The sequence below is a fragment of the Bacteroides hominis genome (assembly GCF_033042785.2).
GTDB lineage: Bacteria > Bacteroidota > Bacteroidia > Bacteroidales > Bacteroidaceae > Bacteroides > Bacteroides hominis.
Map to the genome: position 1 here is coordinate 2832123 of NZ_CP178829.1, position 26523 is coordinate 2858645.

The 26523-nt window shown below is 46.8% G+C and carries 18 protein-coding genes and 1 riboswitch; of the genes, 10 read left to right on the forward strand and 8 right to left on the reverse strand.

The features are described 5' to 3' along the window. Positions 1-136 precede the first annotated feature (136 nt). The 4 genes from R3O62_RS11900 to R3O62_RS11915 form a co-directional block, all read right to left on the reverse strand. Positions 137-1456: a DUF5074 domain-containing protein gene (locus R3O62_RS11900; protein WP_234168621.1), complete on the reverse strand. Its 1320-nt coding sequence runs from the start codon at positions 1454-1456 to the stop codon at positions 137-139. 68 nt (positions 1457-1524) lie between these two features. Further along, positions 1525-3567, reverse strand: a complete 2043-nt coding sequence (locus tag R3O62_RS11905) for a DUF5074 domain-containing protein (protein ID WP_317472642.1) — start codon at positions 3565-3567, stop codon at positions 1525-1527. 46 nt (positions 3568-3613) lie between these two features. Continuing rightward, entirely contained in the window at positions 3614-5650 is a 2037-nt protein-coding gene (locus R3O62_RS11910; RefSeq protein WP_317472640.1) for a TonB-dependent receptor plug domain-containing protein, read from the reverse strand. Between the two features lie 170 nt (positions 5651-5820). Continuing rightward, a riboswitch (cobalamin riboswitch) is annotated at positions 5821-6030 on the reverse strand. Positions 6031-6779: 749 nt separating this feature from the next. After that, on the reverse strand, positions 6780-7715 hold the full coding sequence (locus R3O62_RS11915) for a DUF5106 domain-containing protein (protein WP_022013024.1): 936 nt from the start codon (positions 7713-7715) through the stop codon (positions 6780-6782). A gap of 94 nt (positions 7716-7809) precedes the next feature. Between R3O62_RS11915 and R3O62_RS11920 the strand changes: the two genes are divergently transcribed. Further along, on the forward strand, positions 7810-9648 hold the full coding sequence (locus R3O62_RS11920; protein ID WP_317472638.1) for a DUF5724 domain-containing protein: 1839 nt from the start codon (positions 7810-7812) through the stop codon (positions 9646-9648). Positions 9649-9654: 6 nt separating this feature from the next. Here the strand turns inward: R3O62_RS11920 and R3O62_RS11925 are convergent, their stop codons facing one another. After that, positions 9655-11436 carry a sensor histidine kinase gene (locus R3O62_RS11925; RefSeq protein WP_005776358.1) on the reverse strand — a complete coding sequence of 594 codons (1782 nt, stop codon included), beginning with the start codon at positions 11434-11436 and terminating at the stop codon, positions 9655-9657. Between the two features lie 230 nt (positions 11437-11666). Further along, a complete protein-coding gene (locus R3O62_RS11930; RefSeq protein ID WP_005776359.1) occupies positions 11667-12356 on the reverse strand; it encodes a response regulator transcription factor in 690 nt (229 codons plus the stop codon). Positions 12357-12662: 306 nt separating this feature from the next. Here R3O62_RS11930 and R3O62_RS11935 point away from each other — a divergent pair, with 306 nt between their 5' ends. The 7 genes from R3O62_RS11935 to R3O62_RS11965 all read left to right on the forward strand — a co-directional run bounded on the left by R3O62_RS11935 (position 12663) and on the right by R3O62_RS11965 (position 20367). Beyond that, positions 12663-13856 (forward strand): hypothetical protein, encoded by a 1194-nt coding sequence (locus R3O62_RS11935; protein ID WP_005809303.1) that lies wholly within the window; start codon positions 12663-12665, stop codon positions 13854-13856. Positions 13857-13983: 127 nt separating this feature from the next. Further along, positions 13984-15459: a capsule assembly Wzi family protein gene (locus tag R3O62_RS11940; protein ID WP_005809301.1), complete on the forward strand. Its 1476-nt coding sequence runs from the start codon at positions 13984-13986 to the stop codon at positions 15457-15459. Next, positions 15456-15839, forward strand: a complete 384-nt coding sequence (locus R3O62_RS11945) for a lipocalin-like domain-containing protein (RefSeq protein WP_005776362.1) — start codon at positions 15456-15458, stop codon at positions 15837-15839. The genes R3O62_RS11940 and R3O62_RS11945 overlap by 4 nt, the downstream gene beginning before the upstream one ends. A gap of 140 nt (positions 15840-15979) precedes the next feature. Continuing rightward, positions 15980-16810 carry a DUF3805 domain-containing protein gene (locus R3O62_RS11950; RefSeq protein ID WP_186993415.1) on the forward strand — a complete coding sequence of 277 codons (831 nt, stop codon included), beginning with the start codon at positions 15980-15982 and terminating at the stop codon, positions 16808-16810. Positions 16811-16835: 25 nt separating this feature from the next. Next, the gene (locus tag R3O62_RS11955) at positions 16836-18701 is read left to right on the forward strand and encodes an ABC-F family ATP-binding cassette domain-containing protein (protein ID WP_005776365.1); all 1866 of its coding nucleotides are present in this window, start codon (positions 16836-16838) and stop codon (positions 18699-18701) included. Further along, the gene (locus tag R3O62_RS11960) at positions 18698-19531 is read left to right on the forward strand and encodes a histidinol-phosphatase (protein WP_186993416.1); all 834 of its coding nucleotides are present in this window, start codon (positions 18698-18700) and stop codon (positions 19529-19531) included. Before R3O62_RS11955 ends, R3O62_RS11960 begins: the two co-directional genes overlap by 4 nt. 11 nt (positions 19532-19542) lie before the next feature. After that, on the forward strand, positions 19543-20367 hold the full coding sequence (locus R3O62_RS11965; RefSeq protein WP_022013027.1) for a glycoside hydrolase family 16 protein: 825 nt from the start codon (positions 19543-19545) through the stop codon (positions 20365-20367). A 15-nt stretch (positions 20368-20382) separates the two neighbouring features. Here the strand turns inward: R3O62_RS11965 and R3O62_RS11970 are convergent, their stop codons facing one another. Beyond that, entirely contained in the window at positions 20383-22404 is a 2022-nt protein-coding gene (locus tag R3O62_RS11970) for a polysaccharide lyase 8 family protein (protein WP_317472636.1), read from the reverse strand. A gap of 195 nt (positions 22405-22599) precedes the next feature. Then, the gene (locus R3O62_RS11975; RefSeq protein ID WP_005809286.1) at positions 22600-23835 is read right to left on the reverse strand and encodes a fucose isomerase; all 1236 of its coding nucleotides are present in this window, start codon (positions 23833-23835) and stop codon (positions 22600-22602) included. Positions 23836-24004: 169 nt separating this feature from the next. Between R3O62_RS11975 and R3O62_RS11980 the strand changes: the two genes are divergently transcribed. Then, complete coding sequence (locus tag R3O62_RS11980; protein WP_005776370.1) at positions 24005-25204, forward strand: pyridoxal phosphate-dependent aminotransferase; 1200 nt, start codon at positions 24005-24007, stop codon at positions 25202-25204. A gap of 69 nt (positions 25205-25273) precedes the next feature. After that, positions 25274-26518 (forward strand): ABC transporter permease, encoded by a 1245-nt coding sequence (locus R3O62_RS11985; RefSeq protein WP_032531923.1) that lies wholly within the window; start codon positions 25274-25276, stop codon positions 26516-26518. Positions 26519-26523: the final 5 nt, after the last annotated feature.

Here is a 26523-nt window from a genome sequence, read left to right on the forward strand (position 1 = left end):
CACCACAGACTACACAGATAAATCAATAGATTAAGTTCGCTCTATGGAACTCTGTGTTACTCTGTGGTGAATGATGACACATCCCCTTTTTAATATGGTTATATCCTGGTATGCCGGGGACTACACCTTTTTACTTTTATTCAAAGTCGTAAGTGAAGAATACTCCCGCGGGGAAGCGAGTCGCATTTTTGTAATCCTGCACCAATTTAGTAGTACCGCTTGTGAAGTTAAATACGCCGATGCTGTTGGTCAGGTAATCGTTACCGTAACCTTTGATTGTAGTGACGTATACATCACTGTTTTTCGGATTTACTGCAAGGTTATTGTAAGTCATTGTGGCATTTTGTATGTAATCACCGATTTTAGCCAGCTCTTTGGTCTGATTCTTCGCGAAATCATGGAGATAGATAGTAGTGCTGTTGTTACCAAAATAAATGCTGTCACCTTTGGCGCTGATTGCCGGAGTAGCTCCCCAGCCGGCTGATACCTGGAAACTTCCTAATTTATTCGTTTTCAAGATTGAGTAGTCCTTAGATGATACCTTCATAATCTTTGCCGGAGTGCTGTTGACAGAAACCCATACATTACCGTCCGAAGCTTTTACAACTCCTGTCGGTGTGCCTTCCAAAGCGATGGTTTTTATCACTTTGTTATCTTTAATCACCAGCAGACTGTTGTTGGCTCCTGCGAATACTTTCTGGGCTGTTACCGCCATTCTGTTTTTTATCGCTCCGTCTGTTCCCTCTATTAAACTCAGGGAGGTTGTTGTCGGATCGAACAAGTGCACGCCGTTGTTGTCACGGATGTATACGTGTGAGTCATCCAGAGCGGCTACGTGGGTAGGCCAATTGAGGTCGGCCAGTTGATCCTTGCTGAATCCTTTCTCTTTTTTCAATGTTTCGGCATTGGCAATTACAAGCATACCGTCTTCGCCGCCATTCTGAGAAATGATATACATCTTATTGTTTGCAATGAACAGGTCTTGTGATACAACTCCCAAGTGTGTACCGTTTGCTTCGAAGTATGCTTCTTCCGTCATTTCATTTTCCGGAGAAATGAAGATGAGAGAGCTGGGAGGATTGCCGAAGTTGCCTTCATTCAGAACAAAGGTTCCATATTTGTATTTGCCGTATACGGTGACCGGAAGGTTTACTCTTTTCTCTCCTACTTCCGTAGATACCACCAGAGTTACATAGTATTTTCCCGGTTCGGCTTCAGTAAAGCTGAACTCCTTATCAGTTGACTTCACCTCTCCGTTGACTTCCCATCTTACTTCGGGGTTCACGTTGCTTGTATAGTTGGCGGTCAGTGCGAGTGTTCCACCTTGGATAACTTCGGTCACTCCGCCTTCACTTTCGATGGCGATACCCGTCAGATTAGGGATGGTTTCGTCATCCGAGCAAGAAGCAAATCCTAACGCTAATGCTGTCACAAATAGCAATAGATACTTTTTCATTTTCATTTTTTGAGTCATAAATTAAGTAATTGGTAAATGTTCATTTCTTATCTCTTTTCCACTTGGTTTTATTTCTTGTAGTGCAAATCTTCCACCGCCTGTATCTCCGTAGAGGCTTCACCCAGCCAGCCGCAGTTCTGGTTGACGGCTGTATAAATCTTCACAAAGTCGATACCGTCCAGATGAACCGGCTTGCCGTCTTTATCTACCGCCCAGTCTATCTTGAATTGAGAATATTCCGTATTGTTCGGGTGGTTGTCGGCATATCCCCAGGCATAACAGTAGCCTACCCAATGCTCGGGCATGCCCGGACGCGGCTCGTTGATGGAGTTGTCCGCCAGGCGACTTCCCCGGAATGTGATTTGGTCCGGCATCCATGCCGGATAATAAGAACCCTGGGTGTGATACGTGTTCCGGTAGATGTATCCCTCTTTGCCTTGATTGTCTTTCCACTTCACATCCCCGTCTACCGGAGTGGGACGGTAGTAAGTGATTTCGTAGTTGCGGATGGTAGCAGGCGAGTTATATTCGCTTCCTGCCAATTCGTACCACTCATCATCCGGCTGTCCGTTGCCATTCGTGTCTTTGGATACGAGTACGATTCCCGGTTCGGAGTTTCCTCCGGGTTTATCCAGCAGCGTGCCATACATATCATAATAGGCGTTGCCGTATATCTTGAAGTCATATTCACCGGGGACGTTGGGGATGGTGTGGTCGAATCCCACGGTAATGTTGCCCCCGAATCCTCCGAGAGTGAAGAGGCAGGTGGTACGGTCCTGCAGCAGTTCGGTGGCGCGTGCCAATACCTGAACGTCGGTGAATCCCTCTTCGTAAGCTGTATAAGAAGTATTCATATATTGTGATGGCGCCGGATTATACTCCAATACTTTATTGGCGAAAGCACCTGCTTCCGGGTCTGCGGGATTTTCGTCGGGATTGCCTTGCGAGGCTTTGTTCCGGAACAGGACGGTATTGGAGTTGATTCCCACATTGGGCAACTTAAATATAAGTTGTCCCTGCGGGCTGAAGCAGAGCACATCGCCTTTCACCTTGTAGTCGTAAGCGTCGGTGATGTAGATGTTTCCGCTGTAAGGGTTGACACTGATGCTGTAAGGAGTACGTATCGCGGTGCCGTCCGTGATGAAGTTTTCCCGTTCCGTCTTTCCGGTTTTCAGGTTGAACACTTTGATTTGCGAGTCCTGAGTCCGGTAATCATAATTGTATAAATAGGCCATGTTGTCGTGGATGGTGAAACTCAACACCTTTTCGTCGAAGGTCCGTACCACTTGATCAGTATGACCGTCTATTTGCACGAAGTGATAGTCCCCCGCTTCGATATTCTCGCCGTGCGTGGCTACATAGATGTTTCCGTCCGGTCCGGCCTGTATCTTTCCCGGATTAGGACCTACTTCTATCTTCTTGATTTCGGTAAAAGAAGGGATGTCGATCACAGAGACCGTACGGTCTACCCCGATGCCTTCCCAGTCCAGGCCTCCGGAGTTGGAGACATACAACTTCCCGTTCTGCACACAAATGCCGTCGGGATTCCTGCCTGCCCGGGTCAGTGCATCGATAGAGAGGGAAGCGGTATCTATCCGCGCAACGGTTCCGTCAAAGGAGCATACGTATGCTTTTCCTCCCTCGAAGGCGATGTTACGGGGTTGCCGGGAACTGCCGTTCTCCGATAACATCGGTATCTGTTTGACAGACTTTCCGCTTTGCAAGTCGACTACTTCTATCTGGCTCGATACATTGACTACGATATAGAGTTTGCTGCCATAGATGGCCATATCGTTGGCGGTATCTCCCAGGCCGCGTCGGTTGATGCTGCGGAAGTAGTCGGTATTCAGCTGATTGTTCTTGAAGGAATACAAAGCGAGCGAACTGTTGTTCAGGTTGAAGAGCCCTTCGCTGAGAATGTAGAGTTCGGTTGTTCCGGTTTCGACAGGCATACCGTCGCCACCGCCCGAAGGAGTATCCGTGTCTTCCAGGTCGTCACACGAGGCGAAGAGAAGCAGGAAGAGGAGGAAAAGGAAGCTCCCGCCTCCAGCTCCTCTCCGGAAGCGAGGAGAAGAATTGCTTCTGCTGTTATTAAATGGGTTCATTTTCATATTGCTGTTTCTTTTGATAATTACTGATTCAATGTCTGAAGTATCTTTAGTATCTTACTTTCATCGTCACTCTCACTGAGCGTCCCGGCATGGGGAAGTTTTTTACTATCTCGTAATTCTTGTCCAGTAGGTTCAGCACTTCCACTGTCAGGGATGTGTTTACGTTACGGATGCGCAGATCGCGGCTGACGGATACACTATGGTCGCTGTAGCTGTCCAGCCGGTTTTCGCGGAGGTTCTGCCCCAGCATATAGCGCTTGCCCGAAAAGAGGAACGAGTAGGAGAGGTTCACCCACGGAGTCTCGATACCGGCTTGTCCCGATCCGGATACACGGGGAGTATAGGCGATTTGTTGCTTGTAGGTTTTTCCTCCCGGTTCGGTCATATCCAATGCGCGCTGGTAAGTGTAGTTCCCCGAAAGGTTCACCCGTAGTTTCTCCCAGGGTTGCAGACTGATGTTTCCGGCAACGTCGATTCCTTTGATGTCCACTTTGCCGAGGTTCACCATACTCCATATAAAGAGGTTCTTGGTGGGTATGGCTATGATTTTGTCTTTCACCTTATTATAATAAGCATCTGCCGTGACGGATACATAGGGAATCAGTTCACAGATCGACCGGCTGTATGTCAGTCCTAAGTTGTATTGTGTCGTGCTTTCCGGTTTCAGGTTCGTGTTGCCCACCTGTCCGTAGTACAGGTCGTTGAAGCTGGGCAACCGGAAGATGTCTTTATAGAACAGGCGGATGCGGAACTCTTCGCCGGCAAAGGGCTTGAACGACGCGCTGACGTACGGAGAGAGTTTCCGTCGGTTGGCTGCGGCGCTGCCTTGGCGCACCTCCTCGTTGATGACCGTTGCCAGTACCGAGGCCGAAGCGGTCAACCAGTCGTTGACGTATTTTCCGGCAAAGGCCGTCAACCACGAATAGCGGGTAGGATACGCAAAATCTTTCAGGTTCGCGTTCAGCCGGTTGATGCTTGCGTCTGTCGAAAGCGAAAATGAGAGGTTGCTGAGCACCCGGTAGAGCGCCGAAGCCGAGAGGTAATACTCTTGTTGATAATAACTGTTTTCCGTTTTGCCTTCCGAACCTTTATAATCAGGATCGAGGTAACGTTGATAGCTCCAGTTCCACTTAGCTGAAGTCTGGAAAACCCATTGGCGGTTGAACTCCTTCTTATATTGGCTTTGCACGAAGACATTCTTGTCCCAGAGGTGCTGTGAAGAGTAGTCGTAATAATAAGTGGTGGCATTGGGCAGTCCGCGGGACGACTGATAATAGTAGGCTTTCAGCCGCCATTGTTCCGTATCCGAAAAGTTGCCGAACAATCCCGCTTCGGCACGGAGGTTTTTCACTTCCGTGTTTTTCCGTTTCTCGCGCGAGCTCAGGTCATTGTTTTCGCCATAATGCAATGTGAAAGGGTAGTGCCCATCAGCCGACATCCACTCGCCGTTGGCGGAGAGCACCCATTTCCGACTCAGTTTCTGTTCGATCAGGAGAGACGGATTGACCAGTCCCCACGAACCCGTTTTGAACGAGGCGCTCAGGTTGGTACGCCGGTTGTCTTTGAATTGCGGTGTCAGCGTCTGTATGTTCAGTATCCCGGCGGAAGCGAAAAACCTTGCGGGCTGAAAGATATTATCACTCTGTCCGTTGCTGAGCGAGAGGCGGTCTACATTGTCCAGTGAGAAGCGTCCGATGTCGATCTGCCCCGTCTGGCAGTCACTGATTGTTATTCCGTCATATCCCACGGCGGTATGCTCGGCTCCGAGGCTTCGCAATGAAACGGTTTTCAGTCCGCCAATGCCGCCGTAGTCTTTCACCGTAACTCCGGCAAAGTGCTTCACGGCATCCGATACTTGCAATACGTTGAGGCTTTTGAGTTCTTCTTTAGAGAACACTTGGGTGGGAGCCATCGCTCTTACTTCGCGGGTGTGGTAAGCTTCGGCAACGGTTACTTCGGGGATTGAATAAATACGGGCGGTATCTACTTTCTGCTGTTGGGCGAAAAGTGAAACGGTAAGCCCCTGGCAGCAACAGAAAGCAACACAGACGTGTAGTAGCTTAGGCAATCTAAATATATTCATCTTCGTTTTTTTACTGTTAAAATGTCCGGACGAAGTCACTTCGGCCGGACATACTAAATAAACTTGGCAGAGTTTATTATCATAACTTACTTTCTCTGAATCAGAGTGATGAATGAAATGACGGATGGAATAATTCCGGCTCATTAGACTCAACGCTTTTTCCTCGAAAGCAATGAAATAGATGCACAGGCAGGTCTTCTGACTCGTTTCTGTTGATAAGCGCCTTCCCAGGAAAACGTTTCCCAGTGGCAAGTGGTGGTTGCTTACAACAATCTGATGTGAAACTTACAGCAGCGGGACTGTTCAGGATTTGCACCTGATTCCCTTTTAATTGCATCCCCGGTACACGGAGAATACAAACCAATGCACTGCAAAGATAAAAAGAATATTAGAAATAGCATAATAATTTGTGATTATTCGTTATGCATTGCGGAACGGACGGAGCAACATCGGACAGGTCGTCCGGATAGTGTCAGGCGGCACATTGGAATGACTTAGATAGGCGATGCCATTTATCTTGATTCCGGAGGGTTATGATGGCAGAATGATGGTTAATCAGCCTTTTGACTGACACACTCTTTCTTTAAAACGGATGAACCGGAGGGAAAACAAGGGGAAAGCCGGCCTTTTCTGTTCCGAAAGCCGGGCTTTGGGTGGATTAGAGCCGGGGTTTTGCGGAAAAGCAGTAAGCATTCACTCCAAAAGACGGTTACATTTCCCCCGAAAGAAGTAAGCATTTTCCGAAAATGCTTACTTCTTTTTCAAATATCTCTATATGTTATGCTCCATTACATATATTGTTATGAAAACCGGGGCTTATAGCTCCGGATTTTGCTCCGGTTGCTCACCCGATATGATCGTTCCGGAAGTGTCGGAAAGAGATGGTTTCAAGGTTAAAACCTGCTTTATGGACGGAACACTTTCCGGTCTCTTTCTTTCGGTAAGCAAAAGTAGGAAATTACGGGCAAAGAGATAATCGGTAAATCGAATTGGAGACGTTTTTGAGAGGCGTATCGTGCGTCGGGCCGAAAGAATGGAAAATAGAGAGGTCGGATTATCATTCTGTCAAAATGATAATCCGACCTTCTTCACATCTTTGGGGCAAATGCTCCGTTCCGGTATGTTTTTCTTAACCGCGCTCTGCCAGATATTGCTCTACCTTTTGCAGGGTGGCGTCTTTCAACAATACGGTTTTGTTCTTATCCAGTAAGTAGAGGGTGGGAATAGCCCTCAGGTCATACAGGTTTTTGTTTTTGATGACCAGCTCCTTATCGTATCCGTTGGTCCATTCTTTCGCGAAATCGCTCCGGTGCTTTTTCCATTCATCCAGTTCTTCATCCGGATAGAGAGACAGCACCTTCAGCTTCTTGTCGGCTATGAACCCGTTGATGACCGGAGAACTCTTTAGCCCTTCTATCATCTCAGAGCAGGCGTGGCAGCCGGGATTGTTGATAAACAGTAACGTGTATTCCGCCGGGAACTGATAAAGCGTACCCTTTGCACCCGAATCCAGTGTATAGGTGAAGTTGAGGGCTTTTGTGCCCAACCGGTTCTTTTGTGCCAGTTCCAGCCGCGCCTGCGGACGTATCTTTTCCGTTTCATTCAGCATGGGGGAGGCTGTCAGAGCTTCCAGCACGGGGATGTAAAGCTCCTCGTTACGCATAGGCGAGTTAGGGTCGTAGAGATATTTATCGGCCAGTTCCGCAAAGAAGTCCAGCATCTTTTTGTTTTTCCCGGCCCGGCCGATCGTCTCTTTTATGGCAGTTTGCGCGTCGGACAAGGGCACATGTTCCAACAAATCGCAATAATCCACCCAAGCCTGTTCGGCAACGTCGATCTGACTGACGTAGGTGGTGTCTGTAAAGTCAAAGCGATCCCAATAGTGCTTTACCATATAATCTGCCCGTTGCGACACCGTGTTCAGCACTACGGGTATGTCGGGTAAATTGAAAACTTTAACCGTATCTTGCTTTCCGTTCTGCTCCTGGCTGGCCGCGGGGCCGCTTTTACAGGCAGTAAGCACCAATAACAGTATAAATGAAAGGTATTTTACATTGCTTATCATAATCTTTTGTTTTGATATGGGACAAAGATAGTATTTTTATTCTATATTTGTACTCAGTGATGAAAACGTTATACACACAACAAACAAGTCAGACATGAAGAATAAAAAAGGACAACCAACTACAGAGGCAATCTTTAAAGGAATACAGTCAGGAGAAGTATTTGATCTTTTTGACAAACTGCAATATCAGATCGTAATTCATGGTGAATTGACCTATAGCGATCCCTGGGGGGAGGTGCATTTGTTCAAAGAACAGTTTGAAAGTGCGAAGCATGATTCGGATTCACCAACAGCGATAGGGCGCTATCCGTTTGCCGATGTATGGATACGGTTTTATGAAGAAGAAGTGCGTGATTACTCACTTCTGTTGGAAATGTGCCTTATGGCGTCACATTCGAGGACTTGTGTCTGGCGCAAAGGTTTCGGTACGTTACTTGATAAATTATACGGAGAAATCCCTCTGGCGCCATACGAACAGGCATTGGAGCGCCTTGAACATCCCTATGCACTGAGTGAGATTCTCTGGGCATTGGAGTGGGATTACCGCGACCAGGAGGTGTATCTGAAGTATTCACACTACGTCCTGCTTCATTTGCTTCCGATGCTTACTCCCCAGAATATCACCTTTCTGTACAGCGTCCGCGAATGGTATGGTTCCTCCCACGATTATCGTGTCGTACTGGTTCATTGCTATTGGATAGATTGCTGGCTGAAACATCCGAAACGTTTGCTGACGGATAATGAGTTTATAACCGATTTCAAGATCCGCTACGAGTTGTACCGCTTGTGTAATTTCCTTTCTTATAAGGTAGAGCCTTATCCGGTTGAGTTTCCCATTCGTGCCGTCGATTTCGGCAGGGCCTACCAGATGGGACTTCTGTCCGAAGATGCCTTGATCACCGAACTGATGGATCGCCCGCTTTCGCCTACGCTGATAGAGGAGGCTGCGGGCTTTTTTTATCAGAAAAAGGGAAGGGACGGACGGATATATACCGACTGCCGGGATTATGATTTCAGTGGATTTAAGAAAGTGCTGGAAAAGGTGACCGTACGCATTCTGGACATCGAACTGGAACGGGGGAAAGCCCGTACCGATGTTACTTCGCTGGCCCAGAAACTGGACGGGGTGTTCGGTGCCGAAGTGATGATCCGCCTGCTGAGCCTGATGAGGAAGGAGAAGTTCATACGACTGGACAAGTGGTACTATGATACCAGCGAAAGCCGTATCGGCATGTTCTGCAACCTGATGCTTCATTGTGCCCCTCTGCCTACGGACACACCGGAATGGTTGAAGATGCTTGCCGAACGTGCCGGCATTACTCCGAAGCGCATGGTCGAGATGGCTGTATATTCCCCCCGTTGGCTCAGGATGACGGAAGGGGCTATCGGTTGGGAAGGGCTGACCGCTGCGGCCGACTTCTTCTATGCTTATACCAGGGAGTATCATCGGGATATGGAAGAGTCGAGATTTACGCCTTACACCACCCTTTCGGCCTTGGAGATTTCTATGGGTGTGCTGGATACGGCATGGTTCTGGTCGGTATACAATACGCTGGGGCGCGAACGTTACGAAAAGGTTTTTGCGGCATCCAAGGCCATTACGGATTCGGCCGGAGTATATAGCAGACTTCGGAAATACACCGATGCGCTTGTCGGGAAGTATACGGTAGAGCAATTGGAAGGCTTGGTGATGGATAACCGGAACAAAGATTGGGTGCGTGCCTATCCGCTTGCCCCGTTTACGGGAAAAGCCCGGAAGAAGGAGGTGACCGAACGGCTCCGCTTCCTCAAGGCTTTCTGGATAAGCAGTGATTCTCTGTCCGGACGCCATTCCACCGAAAAAGAGGCTGTGCAGGTAGCTATAGACAACTTGTCCGGAAACTCCGGATTGGAGAATCTGGACACTAAATGGTTTAAAGACAGAGTGTGGTGACAGGATTTACTTTTCTTTAGCCAAAGTAAATACAAACTCCAGTCCGCCGCCTTGGCTGTTTTTGGCCGAAATGCTTCCACCGTGGATGATGACCGCATTCTTGACAATGGCCAGGCCAAGCCCTGTACCTCCCAACTTGCGTGAGCGTCCTTTGTCCACCCGGTAGAAGCGTTCGAAAAGACGGTTCAGATGTTCGGGCGATACGCCTATACCTGTGTCGGCAAAGCTGAAGTAGTAGAAGTTCTCGTCTTCGCGGAAACAATTGATGTGGATGTGGATATTGTTTCCGGCATAAGCGATGGCATTGTCCATCAGGTTGCGGAAGATGGAGTAGAGCAATGAGTAGTTGCCCCGCATCTGAATCTCCTTTTTCAGTGAGTTGACAACCGTGATATGCTTCTCTTCCAGCTCCAATGACACTTCGTTCACGATGTTGGTCACCAGTACGCTGATGTCCACCTTTTCCATGTCGATCATGTTGGCGGCTTCGTCCATGCGGGTCAGCACGGAGATGTCGCGCAGCAACCGGCTCAGGCGGTTACTTTGTGCATAGCAGCGTTCAAGGAAGACGTTGATCTTTTCCCTTGGGATATTTTCGTTGTTGACGATGGTTTCCAGATAACCCTGAATGCTGCTGACCGGGGTCTTCAGCTCGTGGGCAATGTTTTGTGTCAGTTGCCGTTTCAGACGGATTTGTTCCTCTTCCTGAGTGACATCGTTGATACTGATTTCAAAACTCATATCCTGGAAGATGATGCACTCCACAATGAAGGTCTTTCCGTTCTTGTTGATCGTGATGGACATCCGTTTCTCTTCTTTGCCGACGGGGCGTTTGGGAGCTTTGTTGATGAAGTCCGTTATCTCTTTCAGTTCGCTGATGTTGAATACCTCTTCTGCCGTTTCAAGGTTTGAGTCCGATATCAGGTTGCTGTATTGCGTAAACAGGTTGTTTACCAGAATCTCTTTCTTGTCTTTGCTGAATACCCCCAGTCCCTCGTGCGAAATCTGGAGGTGTGTGATCAGCTTCTCTCTTTCTATGTAGAGTGCTTCCTTCGTTTCGTGGAGGCGTTTGTATATCTGGATGATATGTTGCGAGATCTCTCCCAGTTCGTTGTGGGGGAAGGCGGACTGCATCGCCATTTCGATAGGCTCGTTACGGTCGGCGCGCATGGCGAACTCCCGGAGTTGATTGATGGAAGTGCCCAGTTTGTTGGTGAACTTATAGAAGATGACCATTAGCAACAGAGTGACGATAGCGGTGAACCAGATGTAGTGTGGGTCTGCTTTCAGGTTATTGATCAGGCTGACGCTGTAGGGCAGAGCCGAGCGGATGATATAATCTTTATATAAAGTAGCGGAGTAGAAATAGGGGACTCCGGTGGTTTCGGAGGTGCGGCGAACATCGAAACCGATGCCGTTATGCAGGGCTTTCTGTATCTCTTCGCGTCCGATGTGGTTGCCTAACTGTCCCGTGTTCTGCTCCTGGCTATCGAAAAGAACTTTTCCTTCAAGATTGACTACGGTGATGCGTAAGTCTTTCAGTACGTTATGACGCAGGTAATCGGTGATTATTGGAGTCATATCCTGAGGGTGGTCGTATAGCTTTTCGTACAGCAGGTTGTTGCAGTCCTGCAATTGTATGTTCAGTAACTCTACTTTATACTCTTTCTCCCGCTGATACTGATAGGCCATGAAGCAAGCCGCGAAGACCAGAAACAGGGAGATGACCGAAAGAAATAACTTCCGGCTGAAAGAGAGAAAATGCTTTTGGGTGACAGGTAGGTTCATACAAATTTGGTTTTTAAGTTGGATTCACCACAGAGTAACACAGAGGACACGGAGTTTTTTTTAGACATAAGAACAAAAGAACAGATGATTCTTTATTCATTTGTTTTTGAGTTTAATTCACCACGGAGGACACAGAGGACACAGAGAATATCTTTCTCTTAAACATCTTAATAAACAAGAGATTAAAACTCTGTGTCCTCCGTGTACTCTGTGGTGAATCGTATTCATTTCTATTCCGTTTCGAAACAATAACCGTATCCCAACCGGGTGACGATACGTTTACCATAAATGCCGATCTTTTTTCTCAGTCGGGTGATGTTGACGTCGATGGTGCGGTCCAGTACGTAGACTTCGTCGCTCCAGATACGGCTCAGGATGTCTTCGCGCGAGAAAACACGTCCTTTGTTCTGTAGCAGCAGGAAGAGGATTTCGAATTCCTTTTTGGTCAGCGGCACTTCTTCACCATCGATGCTTACTTTCTTTTTAGTGATATCGATTACCAGTGACTGATAACTGAGCTGTTCCGGTACCTTTTCCATATCCGAAGTGGCGGTACGACGCAACACGGCTTTCACGCGGGCAATGACCTCACGCAGTGAGAAAGGTTTCGATATATAGTCGTCTGCCCCCAGATTGAATCCGGTGACGGTATCGTTTTCCGTATCTTTGGCAGTAATGAATATGATGGGAACCTGAGCTGTCTTTTTATCTTTCTTCAGGATATTGGCCATCTTGAATCCGGAGATTTCTCCCATCATCACGTCCAATAGCAGCAGGTGATAACTGCTGATATTCATTTTCAGAGCTTCTTCGGCAGAATTGGCTGTATCTACTTCATACCCTTCGTTCTCAAGATTGAACTTCAGAATCTCACAGAGGTCTTCTTCGTCGTCGACCACTAAAATACGGTAATCGTTCATTGTATTCTTTGTTAATGTAATGCTACAAAGTTAAACTTTATTCCTTTTTCTTTTGCAAAGATGGAGGCTTTTTGTTACGAGGGGGTGAAACACGTATTACGATTTGATTACATTTTATCCCCTCTGAGAGCCTCTATAGGCTGATACGGTTGGTTTTAAACCCGACAGTGCCTACCTTTTAAACCAAAGTTCTCTTGGTTTTAAACTAACGACATCTTGGTTTTAAACCAACAATCCGCAGGTTCGGAGATACTTTATCAACAAAAAAGTCGTATCTTTGTTATGTCAATAAATTGAAATGCCACAATGATTAAGATAGATTTCAGGCAACGCAAACGTGAAGTGCTTTGGACGGTTGTCGCTTTGTTCTTTATAGCAATAGGCGTGTCCGTGTTTAAGTTCTCTTCTGCTACTTCCGGTTTTGAGATAACCGATGAACTGGGAGGGAACATTTTTCCTTCGGCCATCCTTTCGGTGGCAACGACTGATGCCCAGGTCATTCAGCCGGGTGACTCCGTATACTTGGGCAATCCCAAATCATGCATTGCCATCAAGGTGAAGTCCCGTTCCGCCTATAGCCGTGTGCGGATTGACGTAGCCGAAACCCCTTTCTTTTCCCGTTCCGTGTCGGAGTTTGTACTCAACAAGCCCCGTACCGAGTATACGATTTATCCCGATATCATCTGGAACTATGAAGCGCTAAAGAATAACAACCAGGCAGAACCCATCAGCGTAGCCGTTACGGTAGAGATGAATGGGGAAGATCTGGGACAGCGAGTGCGTACCTTCTCTGTACGCAGTGTCAACGAGTGCCTGCTGGGGTATGTGACGAATGGTACGAAATTCCATGATACGGGTATTTTCTTTGCCGCTTATGTCAACGAAGAAAATCCGATGATCGACCAGCTGCTGCGCGAAGCATTGAATACCCGTATCGTCAACCGCTTTCTGGGCTATCAGAATCCGGCTCCCGGAGCTGTGGATAAGCAGGTATATGCGTTATGGAACGTTTTGCAGAAACGTAAATTCCGCTATAGTTCGGTGTCGAACACCAGCCTTTCCAGCAATGTGGTCTATTCGCAGCGTGTGCGTACATTTGATGATGCACTGGAGTCGTCACAGATCAACTGTGTGGATGGCAGTGTCTTGTTTGCCTCTTTGCTCCGTGCCATTAATATCGAACCGATTCTGGTGCGTACTCCCGGCCATATGTTCGTGGGATATTATACCGACAATTCGCATAAGGATATGAATTTCCTGGAAACAACCATGATAGGCGATGTCGATCTGGACGACTTCTTCCCAGACGAGCAGTTAGATTCCACCATGGTAGGCAAATCACAGAATCAGATGTCCCTGCTCACTTTCGAGAAGTCGAAGCAATATGCCAATAAGAAGTATAAAGAGAATGAAAAGGGTATCCATTCCGGTAAACTGAACTATATGTTCCTTGAAATATCGAAAGATGTACGCAGGAGAATACAGCCGATAGGGAAGTGAATCACTATTCCCGTTGTCTGGTTCGTAGCTAAATAATCCTAATAAAACTCTGATATATCGATGAGTTTCGCCTCTTTGTTGTATTTTTGTCGTTCAATATTTGGATATATTCCAAACACACGTTAGAATGAAACGAAGAAACTATTTCATTATCAGCTGCTTGATGCTGATAGCCCCTGCCACTGTGCAGGCGCAGTTTGACAAAGGCCTAAACTATAAGATTGAAACCAGTGCAACTGTAAGTGGTGGACACAATACGCCTTTCTGGCTCGTGGCAAATAAGCACGGGCTGTCGTCTATTCGTAAAAACAATGCTTACTTGGATGCAGGAATCTTTCGGGATTTGGAGAAGGATAAAAAGTTCTCTTATGCTTTTGGATTGGAAATGGTCGGTGCGAGTCGCTTCACGTCTAAGTTCTTCATTCAACAGGCCTATGTAGACTTGCGTTATCGGGGGATGGAAATCAGTGTCGGCAGTAAGGAGCGTGGCAACGAAATGAAAAATGACCAGTTGAGTTCCGGTAGCATGACTTTTTCTACCAATGCCCGTCCCATCCCGCAGGTTCGGATTTCAATTCCCGAATATATACCTTTTCCATGGACCAAACATTGGTTGCATATAAAGGGACACGTGGCTTATGGAATGTTTACGGATGAAAAGTTTCAGGAGCGTTTCACGGATGGACGTTCTAAATATACGAAAGAGACGTTGTTTCACTCGAAAGCGGCTTTCCTGAAAGTCGAGAACCTGGAGAAATCACCGGTTTCGGTGGAATTGGGTATTGAAATGGCGGCCCAGTTCGGAGGCGATTGCTATTATCCGGACGGAACGGTGTTGCGCACACCGGACAGTTGGAAGGACTTTTTCCGTATTTTCTTTCCGAGTAATGGAGACAGTGGCGCATCGGAGAGTGACCAGATCAATATTCTGGGAAACCACGTAGGCAGTTACAGTGCTGCTGTGGGGTATCATTTCCCGACCTGGAAAGTAAAAGCATATTGGGAACACTTTTTTGAAGACCGTTCGGGGATGACGCTGACTTACGGTATGTGGCGTGATTGTCTGACCGGATTGGAGGTGACTTTGCCGGAGAATCCTTTTGTGAAGACGGTTGTCGGAGAGTTTTTGTATACGAAGCACCAGTCAGGTGCTTTCCATTATTTTGCTACTCCGGCCATTGATCATTCATTTACCGGGGCTGATAATTATTACAATAACTCGCAGTATGCCGGTTGGGAACATTGGGGACAGGGGATCGGCAATCCGCTGGTTACCTCGCCTATATATAATAAGGATGGAAATCTGGCTTTTGAAAGTAACCGTGTTAAAGGATTCCATATCGGGCTGAACGGCAGTCCGACTCCGGAGATAGATTACCGGATTTTGGTAAGTGTAGCCAAGCATTGGGGAACTTACGGAAGTCCTTACCGGACTATCAGGAGAAACCAGAACGGATTGTTGGAGGTGACTTATAAACCCGAACAGATTCCGGGATGGAGCTTCACACTGGCCGGTGCAGTGGATGGAGGTAATATGTTGGGAGAGAGCTGGGGCGGTATGCTCACCATTCGTAAAACAGGTTTAATTGGTAAGAAGAAATGAAAAAAGGAATCCTATTATTGTTCGTCGCCCTGATGGCTTTTACGTCTTGTGGAGAGAAGTTCGGGCATCGCTATCTGGATGGGATGTGGCAGATGCAGCGTATAGAATATAAAGATGGTAATGCGGAAACTCCGCTGGACACTTATTTCAGTTTCCAGATGGACATTATCAATCTGAAGAAGTTGGGGTATGGTGAGTTCTATGGGACATATACCTACGAGAACGATTCTATGCATATACAGATACTTGACGCTACGGCGGAACAGATGAAAACTTTCGGCATGGATGCCCGGGTACAGGATTTTGCCGTAGAGAAACTGAACAGTAACAAATTGATTCTCCGGTCGGACTATGCCCGTCTGGAGTTAAGAAAATATTGAGGACGCTAAAAGCTGTCTTCATTCATAGATGATGATTGGAACAGCCGGTTCGTGAGAATCGGCTGTTTTTTTATTCTATTTTTTGCATATCAGCGTTGGGATTGTTACTTTTGTGAGGTTATCAACATTCAGTAAGCAATATGATACAAGGTAAGAAATTTATCTCTCCGGGAACATGGTTCTCAATGATATATCCGTCAGATTGGAGCGAATTTGAAGACGGCGAAGGCTCCTTCCTCTTTTATAATCCCGAACTTTGGACGGGTAACTTCCGTATCTCGGCCTATAAAGCGGATGCTGCTGCTCAAGGTGGCATGAATTATGGAAAGGACTCCATCCGTCAAGAACTCAAGGAAAATCCTTCGGCCTCCTTGGTGAAGGTGGGGCAACTGGAGTGTGCCTATAGTAAAGAGATGTTTGAGGAAGAAGGTACCTATTACACCAGCCATCTTTGGGTGACAGGCATTGACAATATGGCCTTTGAATGTTCGTTCACCGTACCGAAAGGAGAGCGTGTGGAGGAGGCGGAAAAGATCATATCCAGCCTTGAAATTCGTAAAGACGGACAGAAGTATCCCGCAGAAGTAATTCCCATTCGCCTTTCTGAAATCTATCAGGTGAACGAGGCTTATGAGTGGGTGACAGATACAGTGAAGACACAGCTGAAGAAGGACTTTCAGGGTGTGGAGGAAGACCTCGAAAAGATACAGGAGGTGATTGACAGCGGTGTCCTTTCGCCCAAAAAGAAAGAGCCCTGGCTGGCATTCGGTATTGCCATCTGCACGATTCTGGCTAATGAAGTGGAAGGCATGGAATGGATGACGCTGGTTGACGGTAACCGGGAAGTACCGGTGCTTCGGTATAAAGATGCGGAACATCTGATTGATCCGATGAAACTGTTGTGGAGCCGGGTGAAAGCCGGAGAAAGATGCGAGGTGGCAGAGGCATATAAGAAAGCACTGGCACACTAACCACATTTTATCATATACGATTATTATGACCCCTTATTTGCAAGTAGATAACCTTACCAAATCCTTTGGGGATCTGGTACTTTTCGAAAATATTTCCTTCGGTATTGCCGAAGGACAGCGTATCGGCTTGATAGCTAAAAACGGTACAGGTAAAACCACCTTGCTGAATATACTTTCCGGTAAGGAAGGATATGACAGTGGAAATATTGTGTTCCGCCGTGACCTTCGTGTAGACTATCTGGAACAGGATCCGCAATATCCCGAAGAACTGACTGTATTGGAAGCCTGTTTTCATCATGGCAACAGTACGGTGGAGCTTATTAAGGAATACGAACGCTGTATGGAAACCGAAGGACATCCGGGACTGGATGACCTGTTGGTGCGTATGGACCATGAAAAAGCCTGGGAGTACGAACAGAAAGCCAAACAGATTCTTTCTCAACTCAAGATACGGAATTTTGAGCAACAGGTGAAACATCTTTCCGGAGGCCAACTCAAACGGGTGGCTTTAGCCAATGCCCTGATTACCGAACCGGACTTGCTGATTCTGGATGAGCCCACCAACCACCTCGATCTTGATATGACCGAATGGCTGGAAGAGTACCTTCGTCGTACGAACCTTAGTCTGTTGATGGTAACGCATGACCGTTACTTCCTCGACCGGGTCTGTTCTGAAATCATCGAGATAGACAACTGTCAGGTTTATCAGTATAAAGGGAATTACAGCTATTATCTGGAGAAACGCCAGGAACGGATTGAGGCGAAGACGGTAGAGATAGAGCGTGCCAATAATTTATATCGTACCGAGCTGGATTGGATGCGCCGTATGCCGCAAGCCCGCGGACATAAAGCCCGGTATCGTGAAGATGCTTTCTACGAACTGGAGAAAGTAGCCAAACAACGGTTTAACAACGATAATGTGAAACTGGAGGTGAAGGCTTCCTACATTGGCAGTAAGATATTTGAAGCCGATCATCTTTATAAGAGTTTCGGTGACCTGAAGATATTGGAAGATTTCTCTTACATCTTTGCCCGTTACGAGAAGATGGGGATTGTTGGGAACAACGGTACGGGTAAGTCTACTTTTATAAAGATATTGATGGGACAGGTGCAGCCCGATAGCGGTACGCTGGATATCGGGGAGACCGTACGTTTCGGATATTACTCGCAGGACGGATTGCAGTTTGACGAGCAAATGAAGGTGATTGACGTTGTGCAGGATATCGCCGAAGTGATTGAGCTGGGTAACGGCAAGAAGCTGACAGCCTCTCAGTTCCTGCAACATTTCCTGTTTACTCCCGAAACTCAACACAGCTATGTTTATAAGCTGAGCGGTGGAGAGCGCCGTCGTCTTTATCTCTGTACCGTGCTGATGCGTAATCCGAACTTTCTGGTACTTGATGAACCGACAAACGATCTCGACATCATTACCCTGAATGTGCTGGAAGAGTATTTGCAGAACTTCAAGGGATGCGTGATTGTCGTTTCCCATGACCGCTATTTTATGGATAAGGTGGTCGATCACTTGCTGGTATTCAATGGACAGGGAGATATCCGTGACTTTCCCGGTAACTATAGCGATTACCGGGACTGGAAAGAAGCGAAGTCCCAAAAGGAGAAGGAAGCTGAGAAACCGCAGGAGGAAAAGACAGCCCGTGTCCGTCTGAACGATAAGCGTAAGATGAGTTTCAAAGAGAAACGGGAGTTCGAACAACTGGAGAAAGAAATAGCCGGGCTGGAAGCCGAGAAAGCACAGATAGAGGAACTGCTTTGCAGCGGTACACTTTCGGTGGATGAACTGACCGATAAATCAAAGCGGCTGCCGGAGGTAAACGATTTGATAGACGAGAAAACCATGCGCTGGCTTGAACTTAGTGAAATAGAATCATGAATCTGACTAATTATCATAGCCATACCCTCTATTGTGACGGCCGGGCCGGCATGGAGGATTTTATCCGTTTTGCCATCAGCCAGGGATTTACATCCTATGGTATTTCTTCGCATGCTCCGCTACCGTTCCCTACCCATTGGACGATGGAGTGGGATCGTATGGACGACTATCTGGCTGAGTTTGCCCGGATGAAGGAGAAGTATGCTTCGGAGATTGAACTCGCTATCGGGCTGGAGATAGACTACCTGAATGAAGACAGTAATCCGGCTGTGCCGCGTTTCCGCGAATTGCCGCTCGATTATCGTATCGGCTCGGTACATTTGCTCTATAACGACCGGGAAGAAGTGGTTGATATCGATGTGTGTGCGGAAGTATTCAGGGATATTGTCGATCAGCATTTCGGTGGTGATCTCGATCGTGTGGTACGTCTGTATTACGAACGTCTGTTGCGGATGGTGGAATTGGGAGGGTTTGATATCTTAGGACATGCCGACAAGATGCATCACAATGCAGCCTGTTATCGTCCCGGCCTGTTGGACGAACCTTGGTATGATGACTTGATGCACGATTATTTCTCTGCTGTTGCGGCCAAAGGGTATATCGTAGAGATCAATACCAAGGCTTTGCATCACTTGGGTACCTTCTTCCCGAACGAACGCTATTTCCCGTTGTTGAAGGAGTTGGGTGTCCGTGTACAGGTGAACAGTGATTCGCATTATCCCGAACGTATCAACAGCGGACGTCCCGAAGCATTGGAGGCTTTACGGAAGGACGGGTTTGAGACAGTGACCGAATGGCATGGTGGAAAATGGGTGGAGGTCTCACTTTAAATCAATATATCATGAAACACAAAAACTTATTGTTAACCTTGCCGTTTGTCTTTTGGACATTTGCCGGCATATCATTGTCATCCTGTAAAGATACTCCTGTCCGTAAGCTTTATAAAAGCGATATAGACTGGAAGCTCACTTGGCAAGATGAGTTCGAGAAAGACGGTACACCCGATCCGGAAAAGTGGGTGTTCTCTCCTTGGCATCCCTTTTGTCGGGACAATAACTTTGTTACATTCGTAAAAGACGGTAAGTTGATTTTGCGTGCTTTGCCCAATAGCGATCCGAATGATACGATCCGCTACATGGCCGGTTGTGTCGAGACTTTGGGTAAAAAAGATTTCTTGTACGGACGCTTTGAAGTGTGTGCCAAACTGGGCAGTGCTAAAGGTTCCTGGCCTGCTATCTGGCTCAAACCGACCGATTCTACAACGTATGGTGCGTGGCCCAAATGTGGAGAGATCGATATAATGGAACAATTGAACAAAGATACATTCGTCTATCATACCATGCATACCGAATATATCAAAGTGTTAGGACATAAAACAGATCCGGACTATTATACCACTGCATCCTACAATCCGCATGAATTTAATGTGTTTGGGATGGAATGGACACCGGATAAGATTGATATGTTCATCAATGATTCGCTCACTTTCAGTTATCCCCGCATCAAAGAGGAGGGTTCTGTGCAGTGGCCTTTCGATGTTCCGTTCTTCCTGCTGCTCAACCAGATACTCGGGGGATGGGCAGGAGAGATAGACGATGCGGAGCTTCCCGTACAGATGGAGGTCGACTGGGTGAGATATTACGAATTGCCTGAAAATATGAGATAGCCGGAAGGTAGATTCTTAGATCTCTCCTTTGGGAAAAACAGCTTGGGAAACCGGGGTACCGTCTGCACGATACAGATAGGTTCCCGGTTTTTTTATAGGTATCTTTTTTCCGTTATACAGCTTGAGAGTCGTTGCCTGCCAAACAGCAACGTAGTACATTTTGTCGATAAATGCCACCTGTGCCTTTTTGTCATTTTGCAATACCTGTACTTTTGAAATATCGAATGCAGCCGTCTTCTCCTGAGTGGAAGCCGGGAGCACCAAATACCGGTAAGTAGCAGGGACACCTGACGGATGTTTGATGTAAATAGAGAAAATTTCATCTTCCAACATCCGGGGAGCGTACATTCCCATGAAGTCGTGCCACTGTCCTTTCTTCTTTTCTGCCAGTGCCAGGCAAAGTTCGTCCTGCAGAAGGATATATCCGGTGTTGTCGTGGAAATAACGGCGGTTTCCTTCCGTCCATATTTCACCATTCTTGAACCGTTGATCGATGGAGGTGATAAGTGTGGCAGTGCTGTCTGCATGGATATCGCTTCCCAGGCACAGGATAAATTCATTGGTGAATATCCATACTTTGTTCGCGGATAGCCCGTTACGGTTCAAGTGCATGGCGGTGATTCCCTGTTTTCCGTTTGTTACTCCACCTGTGAAATTGGTTTTGTTGCGTGAATTCGGTCCGTTATCTGTCGGGATGGGAGCATTGCTTTCATAGGTTGTGATACCGGGTATCCGACGCCAGTTCCAGAAAGGGAAAATATTGTGGTATTCATCTCCCCGAATATACGTATAGACAGCTCCGTCTGCCATGTAATATCCCTTCAGGTTATCCTCATTTACCAGTTCCGTACCGATCACCCGACTGGATGCCATGCGTAAAGATGCCATCCAGTCAGAGGTACGGTGAATGGTCAAGTCGGAATCTTTGAAGAACTTATTTCCTGTGAAATCGTTTTTTGCATCCGGATGTAGAAAGTTGCGGGCTATAAATGCCTTTATTTCCTGTGTCTGCTGTTCATTGCTTCCCTTCATCAGTGAGCAGGCTGCGAAGAGCAGGTTGAATGATTTGTGAAGATCGGCGCTGTGGAAGAGTTGCCGGTTCAATCCGTTTACGTCCCAATGACCTTTCCATACAATCCACTGATACCCTTTCAGAAGAAGGGATACAAGGATATCCTGTTGTTCCTGGCTGAATGCAAGAGGGGTGTCGGCAAACAGTTCGGAATAAAAACTCATGTTGCAGAGGAAAGAAAGTCCGTAATTGCCGAACTGTTGTTGGGGACCATGCTGATGGAAGCTCCAGTCCGGCTGAATACCCTCTTTCTGTCCCAGTACGATTTCCGAGCCAATGTTTTCCCGTGCCTCTTTTACCAGTTGGGAGTCATTCAAGAGCAAGCCCCGGATCAGTACATTGCCTGCCAGCCATACTTTGTTCTGTCCTGTCATGCCAAAATGGGATTGTTCCATCACCCGCACGGCTTCCTGCTTTTCTTTTTCCGTTATTTCTGCTTCGAAAAGGAGGAAAGCCGGTCCCAAGGTGCGGGGAATACCTATTTGATTGTACCACCAGTTTTTGCAGACCAGTTTTTCGGTGAACCAGTAATTCATGGCTTGGTGAATAATGCTGGTTACGGCTGAAATCTCCTGTGCGGAAGCATTCTCTTTTTCGCGGGCATAATATTTGGTTAGTTTCAGTATCCGCTCTGTGTGTTGTTTCGGTTCCCATCCCGAACGTTTGGTATCGGCATAATTGATGTCCGGCCATGAACCGTCTCCCCGTATCGTACTGATCAGTCGGTGTATCTCTTCCCGGCGAATAGGGTAAAGTTGTTGAAGTTCGATAACGTTCTGGTCGGATACCTCTTTTTCGGGAGGAATTTTAGATAATAGTTGTAAGAAAGCTTGTTTGCTCTCGTCCTGTCCGATAACCGACCGGATATAATTCTGCTTGATAAGTTCGCTTTCTTTGCCTGTTTGTGCAGTAAGATGAGAAAGGAAAGTACAGATAAACAGTACTGATAGGAAGATTCTTTTCATATATCGTGTGTCTTTCATTGCATGTATTAAATTAGGCCTTGACGGGAGGAATGTGTCAATACTCTTTCCACTACGGAGAATACGGGGTAACACAGATTATCTGTGTTGGTAACCAATGATCTGAGATTCTCTCCGTGTCACTCTGTATTCTCTGTGGTGAGTTCTGAATTTACCTCCGTTAAGCCCTGAGTGCATTTACTCCGTACGTTTACAGGAGTTTGCCTGTAAGAATTCGTTCAGTGCATCTTCATAATTACCTTGTAACAAAATGTGATGGTTCCCGAGTGGATTCTTCAAGAAATAATCAGCCGGTGCATTCATTTTTATACGTACTTGTGTACGGCACATATTGATGTAATTGGTGTTTTCGGTCAGAGTTCCCGTAGAAAGGTAATATTCGTCCAGACATTCTCCACCACATTTCACGATAGTGACATCTCCGGTCGGCAGCAGTCCCTGAATACCGATACCGCTTTCCGTTTCAAAATGGCTGCGGATGATGTAACGTTCGGTTTGCTTCATTCCGATTGTGCAATGTGCCAGTATTATTTCGTTGCTCCGGGCGTTAATCATTGAAGGATTTGCCATGAAACCTACTTTCCCGGTCAGTGCTTTGGCGGCGAGTAATGTAAATACAGATTGCAGATCCCCTTCACATCCGGCAATGATCCCTTCGTCGTTCAGCATGGCAAGAGCCAGGCAACCGGTAGTACCGGTGCGCTCTATCAGTTTGAAACAACTCAGGGTGACGGCGCTTAGTTTTTCTTCTTTACAGATTCGCTTGACGGCCCGGTAAAGGCGCATTGCCTTAATCATATCTTCGGGAGTCCCTTCACGGCATGCCAGAGCTTGCGAAGCAACCGCGGCGCATGAGGCACCGACTTCGTTGTCTGTAATACGGTCGTATACGTCATAAATCCGTTCCAACGGAATGTCCAGATACTCAATTCCCCAACGCCGCTTTGCGAGCAGATAATCCACATTACTTGCAATCAGCCATGAAGAAGGGGTGCCGATCACTCCGATGCGAAGCCCTACTAATGAACGTTGTGCCTTGAAATTGGTATAAAGTACCTGGATTCGTTGAACGATACTCATAAAGTCTCCATGGAGGATTTCACTTTTCATACCCCGCCCACGTAACCAAGAGGAAATTTCCAGTGCTGCAGCCAGGGAGTTTTGCATTCCGTCGGCCAGTATAATGGCAGGGCGGGGGAGCGATTCGAAGCATTGCATTACCAGTCTTTCTACCCCTCCGGTAGCAATGAAAATGATGCTGAATTCATCTTTTGGCAACTGGCTGATGTCCCGGTAATCAATAAAATTTACGGTGAAATATTTTTCCAGTTCACTGAGAATCGCTTCGTGCGAACTACGTACAGTGGCTTGCTTATGCAGAATCGATGCAAATGTGATCAGGTTTATGGTCATTATGTTATCGTTTTAGGTTTGTAGTTATACAAATGTATCGTTTTCCGTTGATATTACCACAACGTTTTTACCCTTGATAAGGTTTTTAAAGTTTTTATGTCTTTGTGTCCGATTTATTGTGTACATTTGCCGCTCATATTTATTAATTGACCATTTATAATTCAAGATTATGCCAACCATATCGATTCGCGGAACAGAGATGCCTGCATCTCCTATCAGAAAGCTGGCTCCCCTGGCAGATGCTGCCAAGCAGCGGGGAATCCATGTATTTCACCTGAACATCGGACAGCCGGACCTGCCCACTCCTCAGGCCGCGATTGACGCGATACGCAACATCGACCGCAAGGTGCTTGAATATAGTCCCAGTGCCGGTTATCGTAGCTATCGCGAGAAATTAGTAGGATATTACGAGAAATTCAATATCAACCTGACAGCAGATGATATAATCATTACTACCGGAGGTTCCGAAGCTGTACTTTTCTCATTCATGTCGTGCCTTAATCCGGGAGACGAGATCATTGTTCCCGAACCTGCTTACGCCAACTATATGGCTTTTGCCATTTCGGCCGGAGCTAAAATACGCACCATTGCTACGACAATTGAGGAGGGGTTCTCTCTTCCGAAAGTAGAGAAATTTGAAGAGTTGATCAACGAACGTACCAAGGGTATCTTGATCTGTAATCCGAATAATCCGACCGGCTATCTGTATACCCGACGTGAGATGAACCAGATCCGTGACTTGGTGAAGAAGTATGATCTTTTCCTTTTCTCCGACGAAGTGTACCGTGAGTTTATCTATACCGGTTCCCCTTATATTTCGGCTTGCCATCTGGAAGGAATTGAGAATAACGTGGTACTGATTGACTCTGTTTCCAAGCGTTATTCGGAATGTGGTATCCGCATCGGTGCCTTGATAACCAAGAATAAAGAAGTGCGTGATGCAGTGATGAAGTTCTGTCAGGCACGTTTGAGTCCTCCGCTGATCGGACAGATTGCTGCCGAAGCCTCACTGGATGCTCCCGAAGAGTACTCACGCGAAACTTATGACGAATACGTTGAGCGCCGTAAATGTCTGATTGACGGTCTGAACCGTATACCGGGTGTTTATTCCCCCATTCCGATGGGAGCTTTTTATACAGTAGCCAAGTTACCGGTCGATGATTCGGATAAATTCTGTGCCTGGTGTCTGTCTGAGTTTGAGTATGAAGGACAGACAGTGTTTATGGCTCCGGCTTCCGGTTTCTATACTACTCCGGGCTCCGGAAAGAATGAAGTCCGTATTGCTTACGTATTGAAAAAGGAAGATTTAACCCGTGCGCTCTTTGTTCTGCAAAAAGCATTGGAGGCTTATCCGGGAAGAACAGAATAAGACCTGATGTCATCCATTCATTCACATAGTCAAAGCAACTCCGTTCCCTTTTCCAAAGAGAAGGGCAAGGTGAGGCTTTCCTATTTTCTTGCCCGTCGGATTTATCGTGATACGGACGGGGGGAAACAAGTTTCCCGTCCTGCTGTCCTGATTGCCATGATTGGCATTGCTATCGGCTTGGCGGTGATGATCATTGCCGTATCTGTAGTGATTGGTTTTAAGAGTGAGGTACGTAATAAAGTGATCGGCTTCGGCTCCCATATCCAAATCAGTAATTTTGATGCGGTAGGGTCCTACGAAACTCATCCGGTTGTGGTGGATGACAGTATGATGATCGCTCTTTCCGCCCGTCCGGAAGTGAAACATGTGCAGCGATATTCCACCAAACCGGGGATGATAAAGACAGATGACGCTTTTCAGGGCATGGTGCTCAAAGGTGTCGGTCCGGAGTTTGATCCTGCCTTTTTCCGCGACCATCTGGTAGAAGGAGAGATACCGGTCTTCAGTGATACGGCTTCCACCAATCAGGTGGTCATATCGAAAGCGATAGCTGACCGGCTGAAACTGAAACTGGGAGATAAAATATATGCCTATTTTATCCAGAAAGATGTGCGTGCCCGCCGATTGACGGTGAAAGGTATTTACCAAACGAACTTTTCTGAATATGATAATCTCTTTCTGCTGACTGACTTGTATTTGGTGAACCGTTTGAATAACTGGGCCCCCGGACAAGTGAGCGGAGCAGAGTTGCAGGTACGTGACTATGACAAACTGGAAGATATAACCTATGGTATAGCCGTTGATACGGACAATAAGCAAGATGTTTACGGGGGGACTTATTACGTACAGAGCATCGAACAAATGAATCCTCAGATATTTGCCTGGCTCGATCTGCTCGACCTGAATGTATGGGTCATTCTTATCCTGATGATTGGGGTAGCCGGCTTCACGATGATTTCCGGATTATTGATTATCATCCTTGAACGCACACAGATGATTGGTATCCTGAAGGCTTTGGGAGCCAATGATTTCACTATCCGTAAAGTATTTCTGTGGTTCTCTGTTTTTCTGATTGGGAAAGGGATGTTGTGGGGAAATGCAATTGGGATTACTTTCTGTGTTTTGCAGTCACAGTTGGGACTTTTTAAACTCGATCCCGAAACTTACTATGTAAGTATGGTGCCGGTTTCCATGAACATCTGGCTTTTCCTTCTGATCAATGCCGGCACCTTATTGGCTTCTGTATTAATGTTGGTCGGTCCCTCTTATTTGATTACCAAGATCAATCCAGCCAGTTCTATGCGGTACGAGTAGTCAAG

Bases quoted from the DNA above. Each gene is read 5' to 3' on its own strand.
- R3O62_RS11905 (WP_317472642.1), bottom strand. From the start codon at position 3,567: ATGAAAATGAACCCATTTAATAACAGCAGAAGCAATTCTTCTCCTCGC.
- R3O62_RS11915 (WP_022013024.1), bottom strand. From the start codon at position 7,715: ATGATAAGCAATGTAAAATACCTTTCATTTATACTGTTATTGGTGCTT.
- R3O62_RS11910 (WP_317472640.1), bottom strand. From the start codon at position 5,650: ATGAATATATTTAGATTGCCTAAGCTACTACACGTCTGTGTTGCTTTC.
- R3O62_RS11945 (WP_005776362.1), top strand. From the start codon at position 15,456: ATGAAAAAAGGAATCCTATTATTGTTCGTCGCCCTGATGGCTTTTACG.
- R3O62_RS11930 (WP_005776359.1), bottom strand. From the start codon at position 12,356: ATGAACGATTACCGTATTTTAGTGGTCGACGACGAAGAAGACCTCTGT.
- R3O62_RS11970 (WP_317472636.1), bottom strand. From the start codon at position 22,404: ATGAAAAGAATCTTCCTATCAGTACTGTTTATCTGTACTTTCCTTTCT.
- R3O62_RS11955 (WP_005776365.1), top strand. From the start codon at position 16,836: ATGACCCCTTATTTGCAAGTAGATAACCTTACCAAATCCTTTGGGGAT.
- R3O62_RS11965 (WP_022013027.1), top strand. From the start codon at position 19,543: ATGAAACACAAAAACTTATTGTTAACCTTGCCGTTTGTCTTTTGGACA.
- R3O62_RS11940 (WP_005809301.1), top strand. From the start codon at position 13,984: ATGAAACGAAGAAACTATTTCATTATCAGCTGCTTGATGCTGATAGCC.
- R3O62_RS11975 (WP_005809286.1), bottom strand. From the start codon at position 23,835: ATGACCATAAACCTGATCACATTTGCATCGATTCTGCATAAGCAAGCC.
- R3O62_RS11935 (WP_005809303.1), top strand. From the start codon at position 12,663: ATGATTAAGATAGATTTCAGGCAACGCAAACGTGAAGTGCTTTGGACG.
- R3O62_RS11925 (WP_005776358.1), bottom strand. From the start codon at position 11,436: ATGAACCTACCTGTCACCCAAAAGCATTTTCTCTCTTTCAGCCGGAAG.
- R3O62_RS11980 (WP_005776370.1), top strand. From the start codon at position 24,005: ATGCCAACCATATCGATTCGCGGAACAGAGATGCCTGCATCTCCTATC.
- R3O62_RS11920 (WP_317472638.1), top strand. From the start codon at position 7,810: ATGAAGAATAAAAAAGGACAACCAACTACAGAGGCAATCTTTAAAGGA.
- R3O62_RS11950 (WP_186993415.1), top strand. From the start codon at position 15,980: ATGATACAAGGTAAGAAATTTATCTCTCCGGGAACATGGTTCTCAATG.
- R3O62_RS11960 (WP_186993416.1), top strand. From the start codon at position 18,698: ATGAATCTGACTAATTATCATAGCCATACCCTCTATTGTGACGGCCGG.
- R3O62_RS11900 (WP_234168621.1), bottom strand. From the start codon at position 1,456: ATGAAAAAGTATCTATTGCTATTTGTGACAGCATTAGCGTTAGGATTT.